This is a genomic window from Elioraea thermophila (ex Habib et al. 2022) (assembly GCF_003336755.1).
GTDB classification, from domain to species: domain Bacteria; phylum Pseudomonadota; class Alphaproteobacteria; order Acetobacterales; family Acetobacteraceae; genus Elioraea; species Elioraea thermophila.
The window spans coordinates 245,959-264,067 of the sequence record NZ_QMDI01000006.1 but is presented as its reverse complement, the minus strand read 5'-3'; the positions used below and the strand labels follow the sequence as shown (position 1 = coordinate 264,067).

17 protein-coding genes are annotated in these 18,109 nt (G+C 72.9%); 12 read left to right on the top strand and 5 right to left on the bottom strand.

Annotated features, from left to right (window positions below; genetic code table 11):
* The first annotated feature begins 6 nt into the window (after positions 1-6).
* Complete coding sequence (locus tag DWB05_RS11130) at positions 7-2,898, top strand: cation-translocating P-type ATPase (RefSeq protein WP_114377269.1); 2,892 nt, start codon at positions 7-9, stop codon at positions 2,896-2,898.
* Positions 2,891-4,075: a methionine adenosyltransferase gene (metK, locus tag DWB05_RS11125; RefSeq protein ID WP_114377268.1), complete on the top strand. Its 1,185-nt coding sequence runs from the start codon at positions 2,891-2,893 to the stop codon at positions 4,073-4,075. Before DWB05_RS11130 ends, metK begins: the two co-directional genes overlap by 8 nt.
* A gap of 9 nt (positions 4,076-4,084) precedes the next feature.
* Here metK and DWB05_RS11120 read toward each other — a convergent pair whose 3' ends face one another.
* A complete protein-coding gene (locus tag DWB05_RS11120) occupies positions 4,085-4,525 on the bottom strand; it encodes a hypothetical protein (protein ID WP_157967172.1) in 441 nt (146 codons plus the stop codon).
* Positions 4,491-4,835, bottom strand: coding sequence for a DUF5132 domain-containing protein (locus tag DWB05_RS11115; protein ID WP_114377266.1), 345 nt, complete (start codon positions 4,833-4,835; stop codon positions 4,491-4,493). The genes DWB05_RS11120 and DWB05_RS11115 overlap by 35 nt, the downstream gene beginning before the upstream one ends.
* 97 nt (positions 4,836-4,932) lie before the next feature.
* On the opposite strand from DWB05_RS11115, the gene DWB05_RS11110 reads away from it, so the two are divergent.
* Entirely contained in the window at positions 4,933-5,166 is a 234-nt protein-coding gene (locus DWB05_RS11110) for a hypothetical protein (protein WP_114377265.1), read from the top strand.
* Between the two features lie 25 nt (positions 5,167-5,191).
* Here DWB05_RS11110 and DWB05_RS11105 read toward each other — a convergent pair whose 3' ends face one another.
* A complete protein-coding gene (locus tag DWB05_RS11105; RefSeq protein ID WP_114377264.1) occupies positions 5,192-6,022 on the bottom strand; it encodes a MipA/OmpV family protein in 831 nt (276 codons plus the stop codon).
* A gap of 168 nt (positions 6,023-6,190) precedes the next feature.
* On the opposite strand from DWB05_RS11105, the gene dnaN reads away from it, so the two are divergent.
* The 3 genes from dnaN to gyrB are packed head-to-tail and all read left to right on the top strand — an operon-like array spanning position 6,191 to position 11,033.
* Positions 6,191-7,327, top strand: coding sequence for a DNA polymerase III subunit beta (gene dnaN / locus DWB05_RS11100; RefSeq protein WP_114377263.1), 1,137 nt, complete (start codon positions 6,191-6,193; stop codon positions 7,325-7,327).
* Between the two features lie 31 nt (positions 7,328-7,358).
* Positions 7,359-8,531: a DNA replication/repair protein RecF gene (gene recF / locus DWB05_RS11095; RefSeq protein ID WP_114377262.1), complete on the top strand. Its 1,173-nt coding sequence runs from the start codon at positions 7,359-7,361 to the stop codon at positions 8,529-8,531.
* A 45-nt stretch (positions 8,532-8,576) separates the two neighbouring features.
* Entirely contained in the window at positions 8,577-11,033 is a 2,457-nt protein-coding gene (gene gyrB, locus DWB05_RS11090) for a DNA topoisomerase (ATP-hydrolyzing) subunit B (RefSeq protein ID WP_114377261.1), read from the top strand.
* Positions 11,034-11,056: 23 nt separating this feature from the next.
* On the opposite strand, the gene DWB05_RS11085 is transcribed toward gyrB, so the two are convergent.
* On the bottom strand, positions 11,057-11,686 hold the full coding sequence (locus DWB05_RS11085; protein ID WP_114377260.1) for a hypothetical protein: 630 nt from the start codon (positions 11,684-11,686) through the stop codon (positions 11,057-11,059).
* A 159-nt stretch (positions 11,687-11,845) separates the two neighbouring features.
* Here DWB05_RS11085 and DWB05_RS15255 point away from each other — a divergent pair, with 159 nt between their 5' ends.
* The 4 genes from DWB05_RS15255 to DWB05_RS11070 all read left to right on the top strand — a co-directional run bounded on the left by DWB05_RS15255 (position 11,846) and on the right by DWB05_RS11070 (position 13,951).
* On the top strand, positions 11,846-11,980 hold the full coding sequence (locus tag DWB05_RS15255; protein WP_269815576.1) for a hypothetical protein: 135 nt from the start codon (positions 11,846-11,848) through the stop codon (positions 11,978-11,980).
* Entirely contained in the window at positions 11,980-12,174 is a 195-nt protein-coding gene (locus tag DWB05_RS11080; protein WP_114377259.1) for a hypothetical protein, read from the top strand. The genes DWB05_RS15255 and DWB05_RS11080 overlap by 1 nt, the downstream gene beginning before the upstream one ends.
* A gap of 81 nt (positions 12,175-12,255) precedes the next feature.
* Positions 12,256-13,092 carry an aldo/keto reductase gene (locus DWB05_RS11075; RefSeq protein WP_114377258.1) on the top strand — a complete coding sequence of 279 codons (837 nt, stop codon included), beginning with the start codon at positions 12,256-12,258 and terminating at the stop codon, positions 13,090-13,092.
* Positions 13,031-13,951, top strand: a complete 921-nt coding sequence (locus DWB05_RS11070; RefSeq protein WP_198669146.1) for a carbohydrate kinase family protein — start codon at positions 13,031-13,033, stop codon at positions 13,949-13,951. The genes DWB05_RS11075 and DWB05_RS11070 overlap by 62 nt, the downstream gene beginning before the upstream one ends.
* A 5-nt stretch (positions 13,952-13,956) precedes the next feature.
* Here DWB05_RS11070 and DWB05_RS11065 read toward each other — a convergent pair whose 3' ends face one another.
* A complete protein-coding gene (locus tag DWB05_RS11065; protein ID WP_114377256.1) occupies positions 13,957-15,264 on the bottom strand; it encodes an RsmB/NOP family class I SAM-dependent RNA methyltransferase in 1,308 nt (435 codons plus the stop codon).
* Positions 15,265-15,344: 80 nt separating this feature from the next.
* On the opposite strand from DWB05_RS11065, the gene DWB05_RS11060 reads away from it, so the two are divergent.
* Together DWB05_RS11060 and DWB05_RS11055 are read left to right on the top strand one after the other, a co-directional pair.
* Entirely contained in the window at positions 15,345-17,036 is a 1,692-nt protein-coding gene (locus DWB05_RS11060; RefSeq protein WP_114377255.1) for an ArnT family glycosyltransferase, read from the top strand.
* Positions 17,037-17,092: 56 nt separating this feature from the next.
* Positions 17,093-18,103, top strand: a complete 1,011-nt coding sequence (locus DWB05_RS11055) for an aromatic ring-hydroxylating dioxygenase subunit alpha (RefSeq protein ID WP_114377254.1) — start codon at positions 17,093-17,095, stop codon at positions 18,101-18,103.
* The last annotated feature ends 6 nt before the right edge of the window (positions 18,104-18,109 follow it).

Sequence of the window (18,109 nt, the reverse complement as noted above, 5' to 3'; positions counted from 1 at the left end):
CCCTCCGTGTCCCGCTCTAACCCCGAGATCGTGCACGCCCTGCCCGGGCGCTACCGGCTGCGCGATGATCGCCTGCAGCGCGATGCGCGCGCCGCCCGGCGTGCCGAGGCCGCGCTCGCTGGCCTGCCCGGCGTCCTGTCCGCCCGCGCCAACCCGGTCACCGGCAGCGTGCTGGTGCGCGCCGCACCCTCGGTCTCGCCGCGCACGCTGCGCGCCATTCTCGGCCGCGCGTTGGGTGACCCCCCACGCCCCCGTCCTCTTTCCGCCGCCGCCGCGGAGGCGTGGGACGACCTCGCGGCGCACGCTTGGCATGCGATGCCGCACGGGTCGGTGCTCGCCATTCTCCGCGTCGACGCCGCCCGCGGCCTCTCCCCGACCGAAGCGGCCGATCGCCTGGCCCGCTTCGGCCCGAACGAGCTGCCGCGTGCCGAACCGCGTTCGGTTCTCGCCATCTTCCTCGACCAGCTCGCCTCCGTCCCGGTCGCGCTGCTCGGCGCCTCCGCCGCCGTCTCGCTCGCCACCGGCGGGGTGGCGGATGCGGCGGCGATCGGCGCGGTGGTGCTGCTCAACGCCGGCATCGCCACGGCGACGGAACGGAACGCGGAGGCGACGATCCGCGGCCTCGCCGACGCCGCCCCCGCCCCCGTTCCGGTCCGCCGCGCCGGCCGGCGCCTCATGTTGCCCGTCGCCTCCCTCGTGCCCGGCGACGTGATCCTGCTCGAACCCGGCGTGCTCGTTCCCGCCGATGCCCGCCTCGTCTCCGCCCACGACCTCACCGTGAACGAGAGCGCGCTCACCGGCGAAAGCCTGCCCGTGCACAAGGACGCCGCCGCCCCCGTACCGGTCGATGCCCCGCTTGCCGACCGCACCAGCATGGTGTTTCGCGGCACCGCCGTGACGGGCGGCTCAGGCGAGGCGGTGGTGGTGGCGACGGGGGCGGCGACGGAGATCGGCCGCGTGCAGGCGCTGCTCGGCACCGTCCGCCCGCCCGAGACCCCGATCGAGCGCCAGTTGGGCGAAGTGGGCCGCGAACTCGTGCTGATCAACGGCGCGATCTGCGGCCTCGTCGCCGCGATCGGCCTCGCCCGCGGCCAGCCCTGGCCGCAGATCCTGCGCAGCGCGATCAGCCTCGCGGTGGCCGCCGTGCCCGAGGGCCTGCCCGCCGTTGCCACCACCACCCTCGCCTTGGGGATCCAGGACATGAAGCGGCGGCGCATCCTCGTGCGACGCCTGGATGCGGTGGAGACGCTGGGGGCGGTGCAGGTGATCGCGCTCGACAAGACCGGCACGCTGACGGCGAACCGCATGGACTGCGTCGCGCTGCATCTCGACGGCCGCTTCGTTCCGCTCGCCGATCTGTCCGAAACCGAACGCGATCTCGCGCGCGTGCTGTTCGAGACCGCCGCCCTCTGCAGCGACGTCGAGGAGCGCGACGGCGCGCTCATCGGCAGCCCGACCGAGACCGCGCTCGTGCGCGGCCATCTCGCGCTCGGCGGGCGGCTCGCCGACCTTGCCGCCCGCTTCCCCCGTCTCGCCGTCGCCCGCCGCGCGGAGGGACGCAAGCGGATGAGCACGCTGCATCGCCTGCCGGACGGCACCACCTTGCTCGCGGTGAAGGGCGACCCGCTGGAGGTGCTCGCCCGCTGCACGCATCGCCTCACCGCGCGCGGCATCCTGCCGCTCGACGGCGAAGCCCGCCGCGCCATCATCGCCGCCAACGATCGCATGGCGGGCGAGGCGCTGCGCGTGCTCGGCGTCGCGCGCGGCCGAGGCGCTGATCCGCACGACGAGCGGGGCTTGATTTGGCTCGGTCTCGCCGGGCTGGCCGACCCGTTGCGCGAGGGTGCGGAGGAGGCGATCCGCCGCCTGCATCGGGCGGGAATCCGCACGGTGATGATCACCGGCGATCAGAGTGCCACCGCCTACGCCATCGCCAAGCGGCTCGGGCTGGCGCGCGCGGGCGAGGTGCGCGTGCTGGAATCGGGCGCCTTGCGCGACCTCCCACCCGACACCCTCGCCGCGCTCGCCCCGCAGGCCGACGTGTTCGCTCGCGTTTCGCCCGCGAACAAGCTCGAGATCGTGCGTGCGCTGCAGGCTTCGGGGCAGATCGTGGCGATGACCGGCGACGGCATCAACGACGGGCCGGCCTTGCGTGCGGCCGAGATCGGCATCGCCATGGGCGGGGCGGGCACGGATGTCGCGCGCGAGGTCGCGGCCATCGTGCTCGCCGACGACGACCTGGGCGGCATCCTGGAGGCGATCCGGCTCGGCCGCGCGACGTATGCCAACATCCGCAAGGTGTTGCGTTACTTGGTCGGAACGAACGCGTCGGAGACGATGGTCATGCTCGGTGCGGCACTCGCCGGCCTGCCCGAGCCGCTGAACCCGATCCAGCTCCTCTGGCTCAACCTCGTCTCCGATCCCTTGCCCGCACTCGCCCTCGGGCTCGAGCCGGCCGAGGCCGACGTGCTGGACGTGCCGCCGCATGATGCGCGCGCGCCGATCCTGACCCGGGACGATTTTCGCCGCACCTTGCGCGAAGGGGCGGTGATCGGCGCCGCCGCCCTCGCCGCCGCGCTCACCGCTCCGCCCGGTGTCGCCTTCCACGGCCTGACCGCGGCCCAGCTCCTGCACGCCCTCCTCTGCCGCTCCGAACTGCACGGACCGTTCGATCCGCGGCTCGGTCGCAACCCGAAACTGCTCGGCGCCTTGGGGCTCTGCTTCGGGCTGCAGGTGGCGGCCCAGGCCGTCCCGCCGCTCCGGGCCCTGCTCGGCCTCGCTCCCCTGTCGCCGGCGGGGCTCCTCGGCATCGCCGCCACCGCCGCCGCCCCCACGCTGCTCAACGCGACCATCGACGCCATCCTCCGCGCGCGCCAGGAGCGCACCCCCGATGCGTGACGGCACCATCCTGATCTCGGAGTCGGTCACTCCGGGCCATCCCGACAAGCTCTGCGACCGCATTTCGGACGCCGCGATCGATGCCTTCCTGCGCCAGGATGCGCGGGCGCGCGCCATCGTCGAATGCGCGGTGGCGACGGGAATCGTGTTCATCGCCGCCCGTTTCGCCGCCGAAGCGGTGGTCGACCTGCCGGGGCTCGCGCGGCGGGTGATCGCGGAAGCGGGCTATGTCGGCGAAGGCTTCGACGCCCGCACCTGTTCCATCCTCACCTCGGTCTCCGAACTGCCGCCGGCCGACCGCGTCCCGCATCCGGAGGCGCTCGACGATGAGGACGAGATCGCGGCTTGGGCGGCGACGGAGCAGGCGAACGTGTTCGGCTACGCCTGCGACGAGACGCCCTCGCTGATGCCGAGCCCGATCGTGCTCGCGCACGCGCTTGCGCGCGCCCTCGACGCCGCGCGGGCCGATCTGCCCTGGCTCGGGCCGGACGGCAAGACGCAGGCGGGCGTGGTGTATCGCGGCGGGCGGCCGGCGGAACTCGCCACCGTCTCGCTCACCGTCGCCACGCTGGAGGGAACGCCACCGCAACGGACGATGGAGAGGGCGTTGCGCGAGGCGGTGATCGAACCCGCTCTCGCCGGGCTCGAGCCGCCGCTCGGCCCGCGCACCGAGATCCATGTGAACGCCGGCGGGCCGTTCGCCATCGGCGGTCCCTCGCGGCACGCGGGGCTCACGGGGCGGAAGAACGGCATCGACACCTATGGCGAGGCGGCGCGCCAATCGGGCGCCGCCCTCTCCGGCAAGGACCCCTCGCGCATCGATCGCGTCGCCGCCTATGCCGCGCGGCACGCGGCGAAATGCGTGGTCGCCGCCGGGCTCGCGCGGCGCTGCGAGGTGCATCTCGGCTACGTGATCGGGCATGCGCGCCCGCTCAGCATCGGGGTGGAGTGCTTCGGCACCGCGCGGGTCGACGAGGAGGAGATCGCCCGCCGCCTGCGCGCCTGTTTCGACTTCCGCCCGGCCGCGATCGAGCGTCGCTTCGGCTTGCGCGCGCGGGCGCACGCGGCGGACGAGGAGCGCGGCTTCTTCCGCCCGCTCGCCGTCTACGGGCAGATGGGGCGCGAGGATCTCGCCGTGCCGTGGGAGAGTGTCGCCGAGGCGGAGGCGCTGCGCTGAGCGGCGCGCTCAGTCGCCGGCTCGGTCGTCGCCTCGCCGAGCGAGGCTCGCCGCGTACCACAGCAACGTGACGGCGGGAGGCAGAATGGCGCCGCGCAGCGCCTGGACGGCAGCGAGCAGGCCGAGCGCGGCCGCTGCGATCGGTGCTGCGCGGGCGGGCGCCGCGGGTCGCTGCGGTGTCGTGTCGACGCGGAACAGCCCCTGCCGCGCGGCTGCGGCGAACACGGTTTCCGCCTCGCCGCGGAAGCGCAGGAGAAGACTTCCCGTCAGCGGGTTGGCCGCCGCCGACACCACACCGGGCAGCAGCACGGACTCGCGAACGAGGGCAGCGGCACGCGCGGGGTCGCGCCCAGCTGGGCCGAGGTTCAGCCGCACCCTCCCGGGTGCGACGGAGGCGAGCCGGGCGAGCGGAGGCTCAGGCCGCGCGCGCGGCACGGGGCTTGGCTCCACGCTTCGCACCACCTCGGCCCTTCGCGGGCGCTGGCGCCGCCACCGGCCCCTCTGCGGCTGCTTCCGCCGCGGCGGTGACCTTGGTCTCGGCCGCCAGTTCGGCTTCGGCCTCGGCGTACAGATCCTCGAGCGTCTCCACCGCTTCCGCCGCCGCCACCCTCAGCGCGCCGCCGGCGGCGATGGCGAGCTTCAACCCTGCCCGCAGCACGGGGCGGACGTTGCGCGTGGCCTCGGGCGCGAGCACGGGAGCGAGCAGCGCGACCCCGGCTCCGGTGGCGAGACCCGCAAGGAAAACGGCGAAGGGCGGCATCGGTCGTTCTTTCGGCTCAAAGGGGACGCGGGCGCATTGCCCGCGCAGCCGGCGCGACGGTAGCCTCGCGCGCGCAGGCGAGGAAGCGGGGACGAGCGTGTCGCGAGGGAAGACGGAAGGCGAGGGGGGCGAGGGGTTGGTCACCACCGTGACCCTCGCACTCGGGCGCAAGACCGAGACGCACCGCTTCGAGCACCTCGACGTCTCGACCGACGACCCAGACCACGTCACCGTCGTGCTCTCCTCCGATGACGGGCGGAAGATCGTCGTGCAGTTGCCGCGTGCCGAGGTGAAGAGGCGCCTGTCCTGGCGGATGATCGTTTCGCTCTGAACCCCTCCGGCGCGGCAGCACCGCTTCAGAAGCGGATGCCGCCGATCAGGAAGGCCGTCACCTGGGTCTCGCTGGTGGTGAGCGGCGAGTCGGCGGCATCGCCGACGAGCTGGGAGACGATGACGCGCGGCTGGAGGAAGGTGCTGTCGGTGATGAGGGCGATCGCGCCGAGGGTGAAGCGCACGTCGCGGAACCCGGCCCGGGCGTCGTAGCGGGGAAGCCTGGCGGCGGAGCGCGCGGCCTGCGCTGGGCTGACGCCGAAGAAGGTCTCCATGTGCGTGTCGTCGGCCCAGGTCACGCCCGGGCCGCCGAAGACGGAAAGGCGCGGGGTGAGGCGGGCGCGGTATTCCAGATCGGCGCCGAGGGTGAGGCCGTGGCCGTTGTTCGCCAAGTCCTGGGTGACGAAGGCGGAGAGGGTGAAGGGCCCGATGCCGGTGGAGGCGAAGGCGCGCCCGCGCACCGTGCCGTCGATGTCGCCGAGGCCCTTCAGCCGCGCGTTGTCGTCCTGATCCCGCCCGAAGGCGTAGTCGAGCGCGATGCCGCTGCGAAACAGCCGATCGCGGGTCAGGAAGACGCCGATCTCCGCACCTTGCCGCGTGGTGGCGAAGACGCGGTCGTTCCACACCACCTCGAGGAAGGGGATGGGGGTGACGTCGTAGTCGCTCGAGCCCGGGTAGTCGGGCCGAACGAGGGCGCCGGCGCCGAGCGAGACGCGCCAGCCGGGGCCCAGGAAGCCCGGTTCGGCGCCGATGCCGACGGCGGGGGCGGTGCCGCGGTCGGGCGCTTGCGCCTGCGCCACCGAGGCGATGGCGGCGGCGACGAGGGCGGTGAGGAGGCGGAGCGGACGCGGTGTCATGCTTCCGACCTAAGTCCCGCCCGCACGCCAACCGAGAGCCGCGCCGGCCTGCTCGCCATCACGTCCGCGCCAGGAGGGCGCTGGCTTAACCCCCTGTTGCGCCGTTGCTATAGTCCGCGGCCCGATTCCCGGGGGCAAGACTTGGTTCGCCCCACCACTGGAGTGGCCATGAAGATCACCGTCGATCGCGCCACGCTCTTGAAGGCGCTCGCGCACGTGCAGAACGTCGTCGAGCGGCGCAACACCATCCCCATCCTCGCCAACGTGTTGATCCGCGCGAAGGACGGGGTGCTCACCCTCGCCGCCACCGACATGGAACTGTCGGCCGTCGAACGGGTGCCGGCGGAGGTGCGCGAGAACGGGGCGACGACCGCGCCGGCCGCGACCCTGTACGACATCGTTCGCCGCCTGCCCGAGGGGGCGCAGATCGAGCTCGACCATCCGGGCGGGGACGCGCCGCTCGCGCTGCGCTGCGGCCGCTTCGCCACCTCGCTGAACGTCCTTCCGGTCGAGGACTTCCCCTCGCTGCAGGACGGCCAGCTGCCGCATCGGTTCCAGCTGAAGGCCGGCACGCTGCGCGAGCTGATCGACAAGACCAAGTTCGCGATCTCCACCGAAGAGACGCGCTACTACCTCAACGGCATCTACCTGCACACGACGGTCTCGGACGGGGTGAAGGTGCTGCGCGCGGTGGCGACGGACGGCCATCGTCTCGCCCGCGTCGAGGAGCCGCTGCCCGAGGGGGCGGAAGGCATGCCGGGCGTGATCGTGCCGCGCAAGACGGTGCTCGAACTGCGCAAGCTGATCGAGGAACTCCCCGCTCAGGAGAGCGTGGAGATCTCCCTCTCCGAGACGCGCATCCGGTTCGCCTTCGGTACGGTGACTTTGACCAGCAAGCTGATCGACGGCACCTTCCCCGACTACGAGCGGGTGATCCCGCGCGACAACGACAAGCGCCTGCGGATCGCGAAGAAGGACTTCGCCGAGGCGGTGGAGCGCGTGGCGGCGATCTCCTCCGAACGTTCCCGCCCCGTCAAGCTCGCCATCGCCCGCGAGGGGCTCACCCTCTCGGCGGCGAGCCCGGAAACGGGCCGGACGGAGGAGGAGATCGAGAAGGATCGTCTCGAATACGACTCGACCCCGATCGAGATCGGCTTCCAGGCCCGCTACCTGCGTGACATCACCGAAACGATCGGCGATTCGGGCCGTGTGGAGTTTGCCTTCCACGACCACACCGCCCCCACCCTCATCCGCGCCGAGGGCGACGCCTCCGCGCTCTACGTGCTGATGCCGATGCGGGTGTGAGCGGGGCCGTGCGCCCCGCCGCGAGCGCGCCATGGCTCCCTCGTTCCGCCTCGAACGGCTGACGCTCGCGCGCTACCGTTCCTACGCGGCGCTCGCGCTCTCTCTCGACGCGCCCATCGCGCTCTTCGTCGGGCCGAACGGTGCGGGCAAGACCAACCTGCTGGAGGCGGTGAGCCTGCTCGCCCCGGGGCGTGGCCTGCGCGGGGCGCGGCTCGCCGACCTCGCGCGGCGTGCGCCCGGTGAAGCCACGCCCGGCTCGTGGGCGGTGGCGGGACGCTTCGCCACCCCGCTCGGCCCGCTCGAGGTCGGCACCGGCATGGAGGGCACCGAGGTGCCGCGCCGCACCTTCCTGGTCGACGGGGCTCAGGCGCGTAGCCAGGCCGAGGTCGCCGCCCGGGTGGCGATGGTCTGGCTCACCCCGCAGATGGGCGCGCTCTTCCAGGAGGGGGCGTCGGAGCGGCGTCGGTTTCTCGATCGCCTCGTCTTCGCCCTCGAACCCACCCATGCGCGCGAGCTTGCCGCCTACGAGACGGCGCTCGCCGAACGGAACCGCCTGCTCGCCGCCGGACGGCCCGATCCCGCCTGGCTCGCGGGGCTCGAGGATTCGCTCGCGCGCCATGGGGTGGCGGTGGCGGCGGCGCGGCGAAGCCTGATCGCGGCCCTCAATCGCACGCTCGAACGCGGTGTGGCGGGGGACTTCCCGCGTGCCGTGCTTGCCTGCGCCTGCCCCTGGGCGGAGGCGCTCGATCGCGACCCCGCCCTCGCGGTCGAGGAGGCGCTGAAGGCGCGGCTCGCCGCGGACCGCGCGGGCGATGCGGAGGCCCGCGTCACGCGGTCGGGGCCGCATCGCGCCGACCTCGCCCTCATCCACGCCGAGTCCGGCATGCCGGCGGGGCTCTGCTCGACCGGGGAGCAGAAGGCGCTGCTCGTCTCCGTCATCCTCGCCCACGCCGCGTTGATCGGGACTGCGCGCGGCTTCGGCCCGCTTCTGCTGCTCGACGAGGTCGCCGCCCATCTCGACCCCCGCCGGCGCGAGGCGCTGTTCGCCGTCCTCGCCGCACTCCCCTCGCAGGTGCTGCTCACCGGGACGGAGCCGGCACCCTTCGCCGCTCTCGCGGGGCTCGCCGAGGCTTTCGCCGTCGAGCCCGGAAGGGTGTCTGCCCTGCCGTTCGGCCCTGCCCAAAGGCGGCGCGCCGCGCTATAAGACCAAGTCTTCCCTGACAGGCAAGCGAGCGAGGATTCTCCCGCGATGACCGAACCGGCCCGGGCGATCGAACCCACGCCCGCGGGCGACTATTCCGCCGCCTCGATTCGAGTGCTGCGCGGCCTCGATGCCGTGCGCAAGCGGCCCGGCATGTACATCGGCGACACCGACGACGGCTCGGGCCTCCACCACATGGTGTTCGAGGTCGTCGACAATGCGATCGACGAGGCGCTCGCCGGCTACGCCACGCGGATCGAGGTGACGCTGAACGGCGATGGTTCCGTGACCGTCGAGGACGACGGGCGCGGCATCCCGACCGACATCCACCCGGAGGAGGGAGTGAGCGCGGTCGAGGTGGTGATGACCACGCTGCACGCGGGAGGCAAGTTCGACCAGAACTCCTACAAGGTTTCCGGCGGGCTGCACGGGGTCGGCGTCTCGGTCGTCACCGCGCTGTCGGACTGGCTCGAGGTGCGCGTCTGGCGCGACGGCAAGGAGCACTTCATCCGCTTCGAGGATGGCGGCGAGCCGGTGGCACCGCTCGCCGTGGTCGGCCCCGCCGTGCCGCCCACCCGCACCGGCACTCGCGTCACCTTCCTGCCCTCGGCCTCGGTGTTCTCCAACATCGAGTTCGATTTCGCCCGTCTCGAGCGGCGCCTGCGCGAACTCGCCTTCCTCAATTCCGGCGTGGCGATCGCGCTCACCGATGCCCGCCACGTGCCACCCGTTCGCCATGAGTATCGTTACGAAGGCGGCCTCGTCGCCTTCCTCGCCTGGCTCGATCGCGCGCACAAGCCGCTCTTCGAACCGCCGATCGCGTTCCGGGGCGAGAAGGACGGCATCATCGTCGAGTGCGCCCTCGCCTGGAACGACGGCTACACCGAGACGATGCTCTGCTTCACCAACAACATCCCTCAGCGTGATGGCGGGACGCATCTCGCCGGGTTCCGGGCGGCGCTGACGCGCACCGTCAACAAGGTGGCCCCCGAGGTGTTGCCGAAGAAGGAGAAGGTCGCGATCGAGGCGGAGGACATGCGCGAGGGCCTGACCTGCGTGCTCTCGGTGAAGGTGCCCGACCCGAAATTCTCCTCGCAGACCAAGGACAAGCTCGTCTCCTCCGAGGTGCAGCCGGTGGTGCAGGCGATCGTCGCCGACCAGCTCGCGCACTGGTTCGAGACGCATCCGGCGGAAACCCGGCGCATCATCGGCAAGATGGCGGAGGCGGCGGCCGCGCGCGAAGCCGCCCGCAAGGCGCGCGAACTGACGCGGCGGAAGGGCGTGCTCGATGTCGCCTCGCTGCCCGGCAAGCTCGCCGACTGCCAGGAGCGCGACCCGGCGAAATCCGAACTCTTCATCGTCGAGGGCGACAGCGCGGGCGGTTCCGCCAAGCAGGCGCGCGACCGCGCCTTCCAGGCGATCCTGCCGCTGCGCGGCAAGATCCTGAACGTCGAGCGCGCGCGCTTCGACAAGATGCTTTCCTCGGCCGAGATCGGCACCCTGGTCACGGCTCTCGGCACCGGCATCGGCCGTGCGCCCCCCGAGGAGGGCGGCTTCGACATCGCCAAGCTGCGCTACCACCGCATCGTCATCATGACCGATGCCGACGTGGACGGGTCGCACATCCGCACGCTGCTGCTCACCTTCTTCTTTCGCCAGATGCCGGAGCTGATCGAGCGCGGGCACCTGTTCATCGCGCAACCGCCGCTCTATCGCGCCAAGCGCGGCAACGAGGAGCGCTACCTGAAGGACGACCGTGCGCTCGAGGCCTATCTCTTCGAGCGCGCGTTGGAGCAAGGCACGCTGCTGATCGCCTCGGGCGAGACCCTCGGGGGCGAGCGGCTTGCCTCGGAGGTCGAGCGGGCGCGGACGCAGCGCGCGCTCATCCTTCGTCTCGCTGCCGCGGCGCCGGTCGCGCTCATCGAGCAGGCGGCGGTGGTGGGCGCGCTGTCGCCGGCCCTCGCCGAGGACGCGGCAGCCGCCGCCGAGGCGGCCGCCCGGCTTGCGGCCCGGCTCGATATGCTCGAACGCGAAACGGATCGTGGCTGGAAAGGGTTCGTCGAGGCGGGCGCCATCGTGCTCGCGCGCACCCTGCGCGGGGTGAGCGAGCGTCATGTGCTCGACCAGGCCGTGCTGAAGAGTGCCGATTCGCGTCGTCTCGCCAACGACGCCGAGGCACTCGCGGCACTCTGGTCTTCGCCCGCGTCGTGGCGCGCCGGTGGGACGGAGCGCCGTGTCGTCGGCCCGGCCTCCTTCGTCGACGCCGTGCTGGAGACGGGCCGCAAGGGCCTCACCATCCAGCGCTTCAAGGGCCTTGGTGAGATGAACCCCGATCAGCTCTGGCAGACGACGCTCGATCCCGCCCACCGCAGCTTGCTGCAGGTGAAGATCGGGGCGGCGGAGGAAGCGGCCGAGGTGTTCGCCACGCTGATGGGCGACGTCGTCGAACCGAGGCGCGAGTTCATCGTCGAGAACGCGCTGAAGGTGGCGAATCTCGACGTCTGACCGCGGCGCACTCGCAGGCTCGCTCAGCCGCCGCGCAGGAGCCGCTCGAGCTGCTCCATCAGCCCGCGCGCCGGCGGGGGGGCTTCGCGTGGTGGGTGACGTGCCACCTGCTCGCGCAAGGCCGCGATCGCCGCGCGCGTGTCGTCGAGGTCGAGGGCATAGATCTCTCCGCCACCGCCCGCCACCGTCGCCGCCGTGCGCAGGCGCACCAGGATGCGGTTCGCCTCCGGCAGGGCAGCGGCGATGCGGTCCACCGCCTCACCCGCCGGCAGGCAGATGGCATCGCGCCCCTCGAGGCCGCAGGGTGCTTCGACCATCCGCTCCGCCCCCACCCTGAGTTCCGCCGAAGCCCCGAGCGCGAGCGCGGCGCGCTTGGTGTCGGCGATGGAAAGACGCCGCGCCGTCACCGCCGGCAGCGCCTTGTCCTCGCGCAGCACGATCTCGAGCGCGATCCCACCCGCTCCGTCCGCCGGGGGCACGATCCACAAGCGGTGACGCAGCACGCAGTCGCCGCGATCGGTCATCGGGTCGACCGCGCAGGCCAGCACCCAGGAGCCGATTGTCCGCTCCTGCGCGCTGGGGGCGACGGTCGGTGCCTGCGCGGCGGTCACAGCGGCGAGGGTGGCGATCAGGACAAGGCCGGAAACCGGCATGGCACGTCCTCCGTGGCGCGTTCGAGCATCACACTCCGCGAGCCGCTGGCGTGAGGCAAGTGCGGCGGGCTTGCGTGTCGCCGCACCGTCATCGACACATGCTCTGGTGTGTCGGACGGGCATCCTCCTGTTATCCGCGTCCGACCTGTGGAGGCGAGGATGACCCTTTTCACCTGCGGGCTGGCGATGAAGGCGACCGTGCTCGGCGTCGCCCTCGGTGTGGCGGCGATGGCGATGCGCGGCGAGTGCTGCCTCGCGCGCTGCGCGGAGCGGATGCGCGGGGCGCGACGCTGATGCTGAAGTTCCTGCTTGTCCTGCCGTACGCCGTGGTGAAGGGCATCGCACTCGGCATCGCTGCGGTGTTCGCGCTGCGGGCGTTGGAGCGGGAGGAGAGGGAGAAGGCGAAAGCGCAAGGGACGCCGCCCCCGGCATCCGAGCCACCGCGCGCCTCCGGGGGCGAAGAGGCTCCCTCGGCCCCCTCCGCCTGATCCCGCCCGGTCGCCGCGCCGGCGGCCGGGCTTGGCCTCACACCGTCCTTGCGCCACTCTGCCGGGCGGGAGGCGACGGCGATGCGCACGGTCCGGTTGCCAGACGGGGTTTCGGTGCCCGCCCTCGGCCAGGGCACGTGGCGCATGGGGGAAGAGAGGCGCGAGCGTGCCCGCGAGGTTGCCGCGCTGCGCCTCGGCATCGAACTCGGCCTCACCCTGATCGACACCGCCGAGATGTACGGCGAGGGCGGGGCGGAGGAGGTGGTGGGCGAGGCGATCCGCGACTGCCGCGCCCGCGTGTTCGTCGTCTCCAAGGTCTACCCGCACAACGCCGGCAAGGGCGAGCTGCGTCGGGCCTGCGAACGAAGCCTCGCCCGCCTCGGCATCGACCGCCTCGACCTCTACCTGCTGCACTGGCGCGGCGGCACCCGTCTTCCCGAGGTGGTCGAAGGGTTCGAGGCCCTGCGCGAGGACGGGCTGATCGCACGCTGGGGGGTGAGCAACTTCGACGCCGACGACATGGCCGAACTGTGGGACATCCCGCGCGGCTCGGCCTGCGCCACCAACCAGGTCCTCTACAACCCGCAGCAGCGCGGGATCGAGTTCGACCTCCTGCCGTGGTGCGCGGCACGCGGGCTGCCGGTGATGGCCTACTCCCCGGTCGGGCAGGGGGGCAAGCTCCTGCGCCACCCGGCCCTGCGCACGGTGGCGGAGCGGCACGGCGCGAGTCCCGCCCAGGTCGCGCTGGCCTGGGCGATCCGCCACCCGTCCGTCATCGCCATTCCGAAGGCGGTCGAACCCGATCATGTGCGCGAGAACGCCGCCGCCCTCTCCCTCGCGCTCACCGAGGAGGACCATGCCACGCTCGACCGGGCCTTTCCGCCGCCTACGCGAAAGCGTCCGCTCTCGGTCATCTAGGGCGAGACCGGCACGCATCCTCTGCGTCGGCGGGGTCAATCTCGACGAGGCGATCCGGCTCGAGAGCCCGCTCGAACCCGGCGAGGGCACGGTCGGGGCCAGCCTCGGCCTGCGCCCGGGTGGGGGGGCCGCGATCGCCGCGGCGGCGCTGGCCCAGGCCGGCTACCGGGTGACGGTGGCCGGGGTGATCGGCGACGACGCGCACGGTGCCATGCTGCGCGAGGTGCTGGCCGCGCGCGGCATCGACGTCTCGGCGCTGGAGACGAGACCGGGACCGACCACGCGCGTGCTGGTGCTGATCGATCCTGCGGGCGAACGCACGCTGATCGCGGTGGGCGGCTACCGCGCGATCGAACTCGAGGGTCAAGGGCTCCTGGGCGGGGCCTACGACGCGGTGCTGACCAAGCTGCACGCCCCCATCGTGCCGAAGATCGTCGCCGCGCACTGGGCGAAGGGAGCGCTCACCGTCGCCGTGCTCGCCCGCCACGGCCGCGCGCCGCTCGCCGCGCGGGTGCTGATCGCCTCCGAGCAAGACCTCGAGGGGCGCGAACGCGACGACCCCCTCAGCTTGGGCCGCACCATCTGCGGCGCCGCCCTGGAGTGGGTGGTGGTCACGCGGGGCGCCAACGGGGCCGAGGCGTTCGGGGCGGACGGGTCTTTCCACCGCGTCGCCGCCCCCGCGGCCAAGGTCGTCGACACCACCGGGGCAGGCGACGTGTTCGCTGCCGGATTGATCGACGGGCTCTTGCGCACCGGCGACATCGCGCAGGCGCTGGCGCGGGGGGCGGAGTGGGCGGCGAAGCAGGTGGCGACCGAGGGCAGCCTGCCGCCCGACAATCTCGCCCTACCAGCGCCGTAGAGGCTTCAGCCGCGTCGAAACCGGGCGACGAAGAAGCCATCGAGGCCGCCGCGCTCCGCCCAGTGGCAGGGCAGGGTGCGCAGGTGCCCCGCCGGCGTGACCGCCTCGGCGAGGCCCGCTACCTCCTCGGGTCGAATGGGGTCCGGCGCGAGGCCGAGCGAGGGGGCTTCGGCGACCACGCCCTCGCCCTCCTCCGGCTGCAGGCTGCAGACGGCGTAGACGAGGCGCCCGCCCGGGCGGGTGACGCGCGCGGCAGCGGCGAGCAGGGCCTTCTGCGCTTGCACCAGCGGGCCGAGGTCGCGCGGGCGCTTCAGGTGCGGAATGTCCGGGTGGCGGCGGATCGTGCCGGTCGCGGTGCAGGGGGCATCGAGCAGCACGGCGTCGAAGGCGTCGGCCGGGGTCCAGGCGAGCGCGTCGCCGACGACAAGCTCGGCGGCAAGGCCGAGGCGACCGAGGTTGTCGGCCAGCCGCTTGGCGCGTTCGGCCGAGGCCTCGACGGCGGTGACCGCCGCGCCGGCGGCAGCGAGCTGCGCCGTCTTGCCACCGGGGGCGGCGCAAAGATCGGCGATCCGTTCACCAGCGGCAGGGCGAAGAAGACGGGCGGGCAGGGCGGCGGCGGCGTCCTGCACCCACCACGCCCCCTCGTCGTAGCCGGGGAGGGAAGGAACCGGACGGTCGGCGGAGGCGAGGCGAAGCGAGCCGGTGGGGAGAAGCTTGGCCTCCAGCCGCTCCGCCCACGTCGCGGCGTCGAGGCCGGGTTTCAGGGTGAGGTCGAGCGGGGCTTCGCGCGCATGGGCCTCGGCGATCGCCCGCGCGGTGGCGGGCCCGTAGGCGGCGTGCCAGGCCCGCCAGAGCCAGTCCGGGGTGTCGAGGCGCGGGGCATCGAGCCCGGCGAGGGCGGCGGGACCTTCGCCGGCGATCCGCCGCAGCACGGCGTTGGCGAGCCCGGCGAAGGCCGTGCCCTTCGGCAAGCCCCGCACGGCGGCGACGGTGGCGGAGACGGCGGCGTGCGGCGGCGTGCCGAGGAGGAGGAGCTGGGCCGCGCCGAGCCTGAGCGCGTGCCGCACCGCCTCGGGCGGCGGGCGGCGGAGGAAGGGCTCGAGCACGGCATCGAGGGTGCCGAGGCGGCGCAGCACGGTGGCGGCGAGCAGGTGGGCGAAGGCGCGATCGCGAGGATCGAGCGGCGGGAGGGAGTCGAGCGCCTCCTCGAGCGTGCGCCGCCGCCCCACCACGGCCTCGAGCAGCGCGATGGCGGCCGAGCGCGGCGCGGCGCCAGCGGGGAGGGGACGATGGGCTGGGGAAGGGGGGGCCATCGCCCCTTCCTCGCCCCGCCCTGGTCCCTGTCAAGCCGGCCGGGCTTGACTTCCGGCCCGCCCGGTCGCCCAAGCCCGGCATGATCGCGACACAGCCGGCCCCGCCGGACCTCTTCGCCCGCCTCACCGCCACCCGGCGGCCGCTCCTCCTCATCCTGCTCGTCTGGGCCCTGTTCGCCGCGCCGGGCTTGTTCGCGATCCCGCCGTCGGATCGCGACGAGTCCCGCTTCGCCCAGGCGACGAAGCAGATGCTGGAGACGGGGGACTTCATCGAGATCCGCTTCGGCGACGTCGCGCGCAACAAGAAGCCGGTGGGGATCCACTGGGCGCAGGCGGCAACCGTGTCGGCCGCCGAGGCGCTTGGCTTGGCCGAGCGCACCGACATCTGGCCCTATCGCGTGCCCTCCGCGCTCGGTGGCCTTGTTGCCGCGCTCGCCACCTTCTGGCTCGGCCGCGCACTTGTCGGCCGCGAGGCGGCGCTCATCGCCGCGGTGCTTCTCCCCGCCACCCTCGTCGTCACCGTGGAGATGCACATCGCGAAGACGGATGCCGCTCTCTTGGGCAGCATCGCGGTGATGATGGGGCTGTTCGGGCGGGCGGTGGTCGCACCCGAACGCTTCGGCTCGGGGGCGGCGGCGGGGTTCTGGCTCGCCCTCGGGGTCGGCACCTTGCTCAAGGGGCCGGTGGCGCCGATGGTGGCGGGGCTCGCCGCCCTCGCGCTGTGGGCGGGCGATCGGCTTGCCCGCCGTCCGTCGCCGTGGCTCGGTGCTCTCCGCCCTGCCTGGGGCCTGCCCCTCGCCGCCGCGGTGGTGCTGCCCTGGGGAGTGGCGATCTGGCTCGCCACCGACGGCGCCTTCTTCCTCGAGGCGATCCGCGGCGATCTCGGCCAGAAGGTGGTGGGGGCCGACGAGCAGCACGGCGGGCCGCCCGGCTATCACCTGCTGCTCGCCGCCGTCACCCTGTTCCCCGCCTCGCTTGCCGTGCTGCGCGCCATTCCCGCTGTCTGGGCCGGGCGGGGCGAGCCCGCCATCAGGGTCCTGCTCGCCTGGATCCTGCCCACCTGGCTCGTGTTCGAACTCCTGCCGACCAAGCTGCCGCACTACGTCTCCGTCACCTTCCCCGCCGTGCTCCTGGTCGCCGCGCGCTGGCTGCTCGATGCGTCGGCCAAGCCGCCGCCGCGTTGGCTGGCGCGGGTGTCGCTCGGGCTTTGGCTTCTCGTTCCGCTCGGCCTCGCAGCGCTTGCCGTGGCACTTCCGGTGGTGGCGGGAGGCACCCCGTGGGGGTTGCCGCTCGCGCTGGCCGCCGCCGGGTGGATCCTCTGGCAGGGGGTGCGTGCGCCCGACACCAGGCGGGCGGTCGCGGCGGGGCTCGTCGGGTCTGTGGTGCTCTATGGCGCGATCCTGCAGGGGGTGATCCCCCAGGCACGGGGGATCTGGCTCTCCCCGCGCATCGCCGAGGCGGCGTCGGCCTACTGGTCGGCGACGGGGGGGCGGCCGCCGGCCGCCGAGCGGCCTTTTGCCGCGGTCGGTTTCCACGAACCCTCGCTCGTCTTCCTGGTCGGCACCGACGTGCGACTCCTTCGCGGTGGCGAGGAGGCGGCGCGGCATCTCGCCGAACGCCCGCGGGGGCTCGCGCTGGTGCGCGATCGCAACGAGCCCGCCTTCCGCGCCGAGGCCGACCGCCTGGGCCTTGCCGTGCGCGAGGTGGCGCGGATCGACGGCTTCAATCTCTCGCGCGGGCAGTTCGTCTCCTTGGGCCTCTACGCGCGCTGACGGGCACCGCTTTTGCTACGCTCGACTCGCACGCCGTCCAGGAGGGAGACCGTTCGATGCGCCCGACCGAGACCCCGATCCTCGCCCGCTTCTGGTATCCGCTGATCCCCGCGGCACAGCTGGCGGACGGGCCGAAGCCGTTCCGCCTGTTGGGGCGGGATCTCGTCGTCTGGCGCGACGGTGAGGGCAGGCCCTCCCTGCTCGAGGACCGCTGCTGCCACCGCACGGCCAAGCTCTCCAAGGGCTTCTACCACAACGGCGTGCTCGCCTGCGGCTATCACGGCTGGGAGTTCGACCACGAGGGCACGGTGGTGCGCGTCCCACAACGTCCGGTGGACAAGCAGGGCCGCACCAACATGCGGGTGGCCTCGTTCCCCTGCGCCGAACGCTACGGCTATGTCTGGGGCGCGCTCGCCGAACCGCTCTTCCCGATCCCCGAGTTCGAGGAGGAGGCCGAGGGTTTCCGCCGCATCGACGAGTTCTACGAACCCTGGGCCACCTCGGGGCTGCGGGTGATGGAGAACTCCTTCGACAACGCGCACTTCGCCTTCGTCCATCGCGCCTCGTTCGGCGACATGGGCCACCCCGAGCCCGCCAAGTCGGAGGTGGAGGAGTTCGCCGACGGCTTCGTCTTCCGCTCCGAGGTGCCGGTGGTGAACCCGCCGATGCAGAAGGAGCTCCTGCGCATGGCGGAGGAGCGGACGGTGCGGCACATGACGGCGCGCTGGTGGATGCCGTTCCTGCGCAAGCTGCGCATCCGCTATCCGAACGGGCTGATCCATTCCATCGTCACCGCCGCCACCCCGATCGACGACCGCACCAGCCAGATCTGCCAGTGGGTGTACCGCAACGACACGGAGGCGGACGCGCCGGCGGAGAAGGTGATCGCCTTCGACCGCCAGGTGACGGCGGAGGACCGCGACATCCTGGAATCGACCGACCCGGACGTGCCGCTCGATCAGACCGGGCGCGAGATGAACATGCCCTCCGACAAGCCGGGCGTGATCATGCGGCGGATGCTGCGCGCGCTGATCGAGCGCGAGGAGACGCGGGCCGCCGCCGAGTGAGGCGAG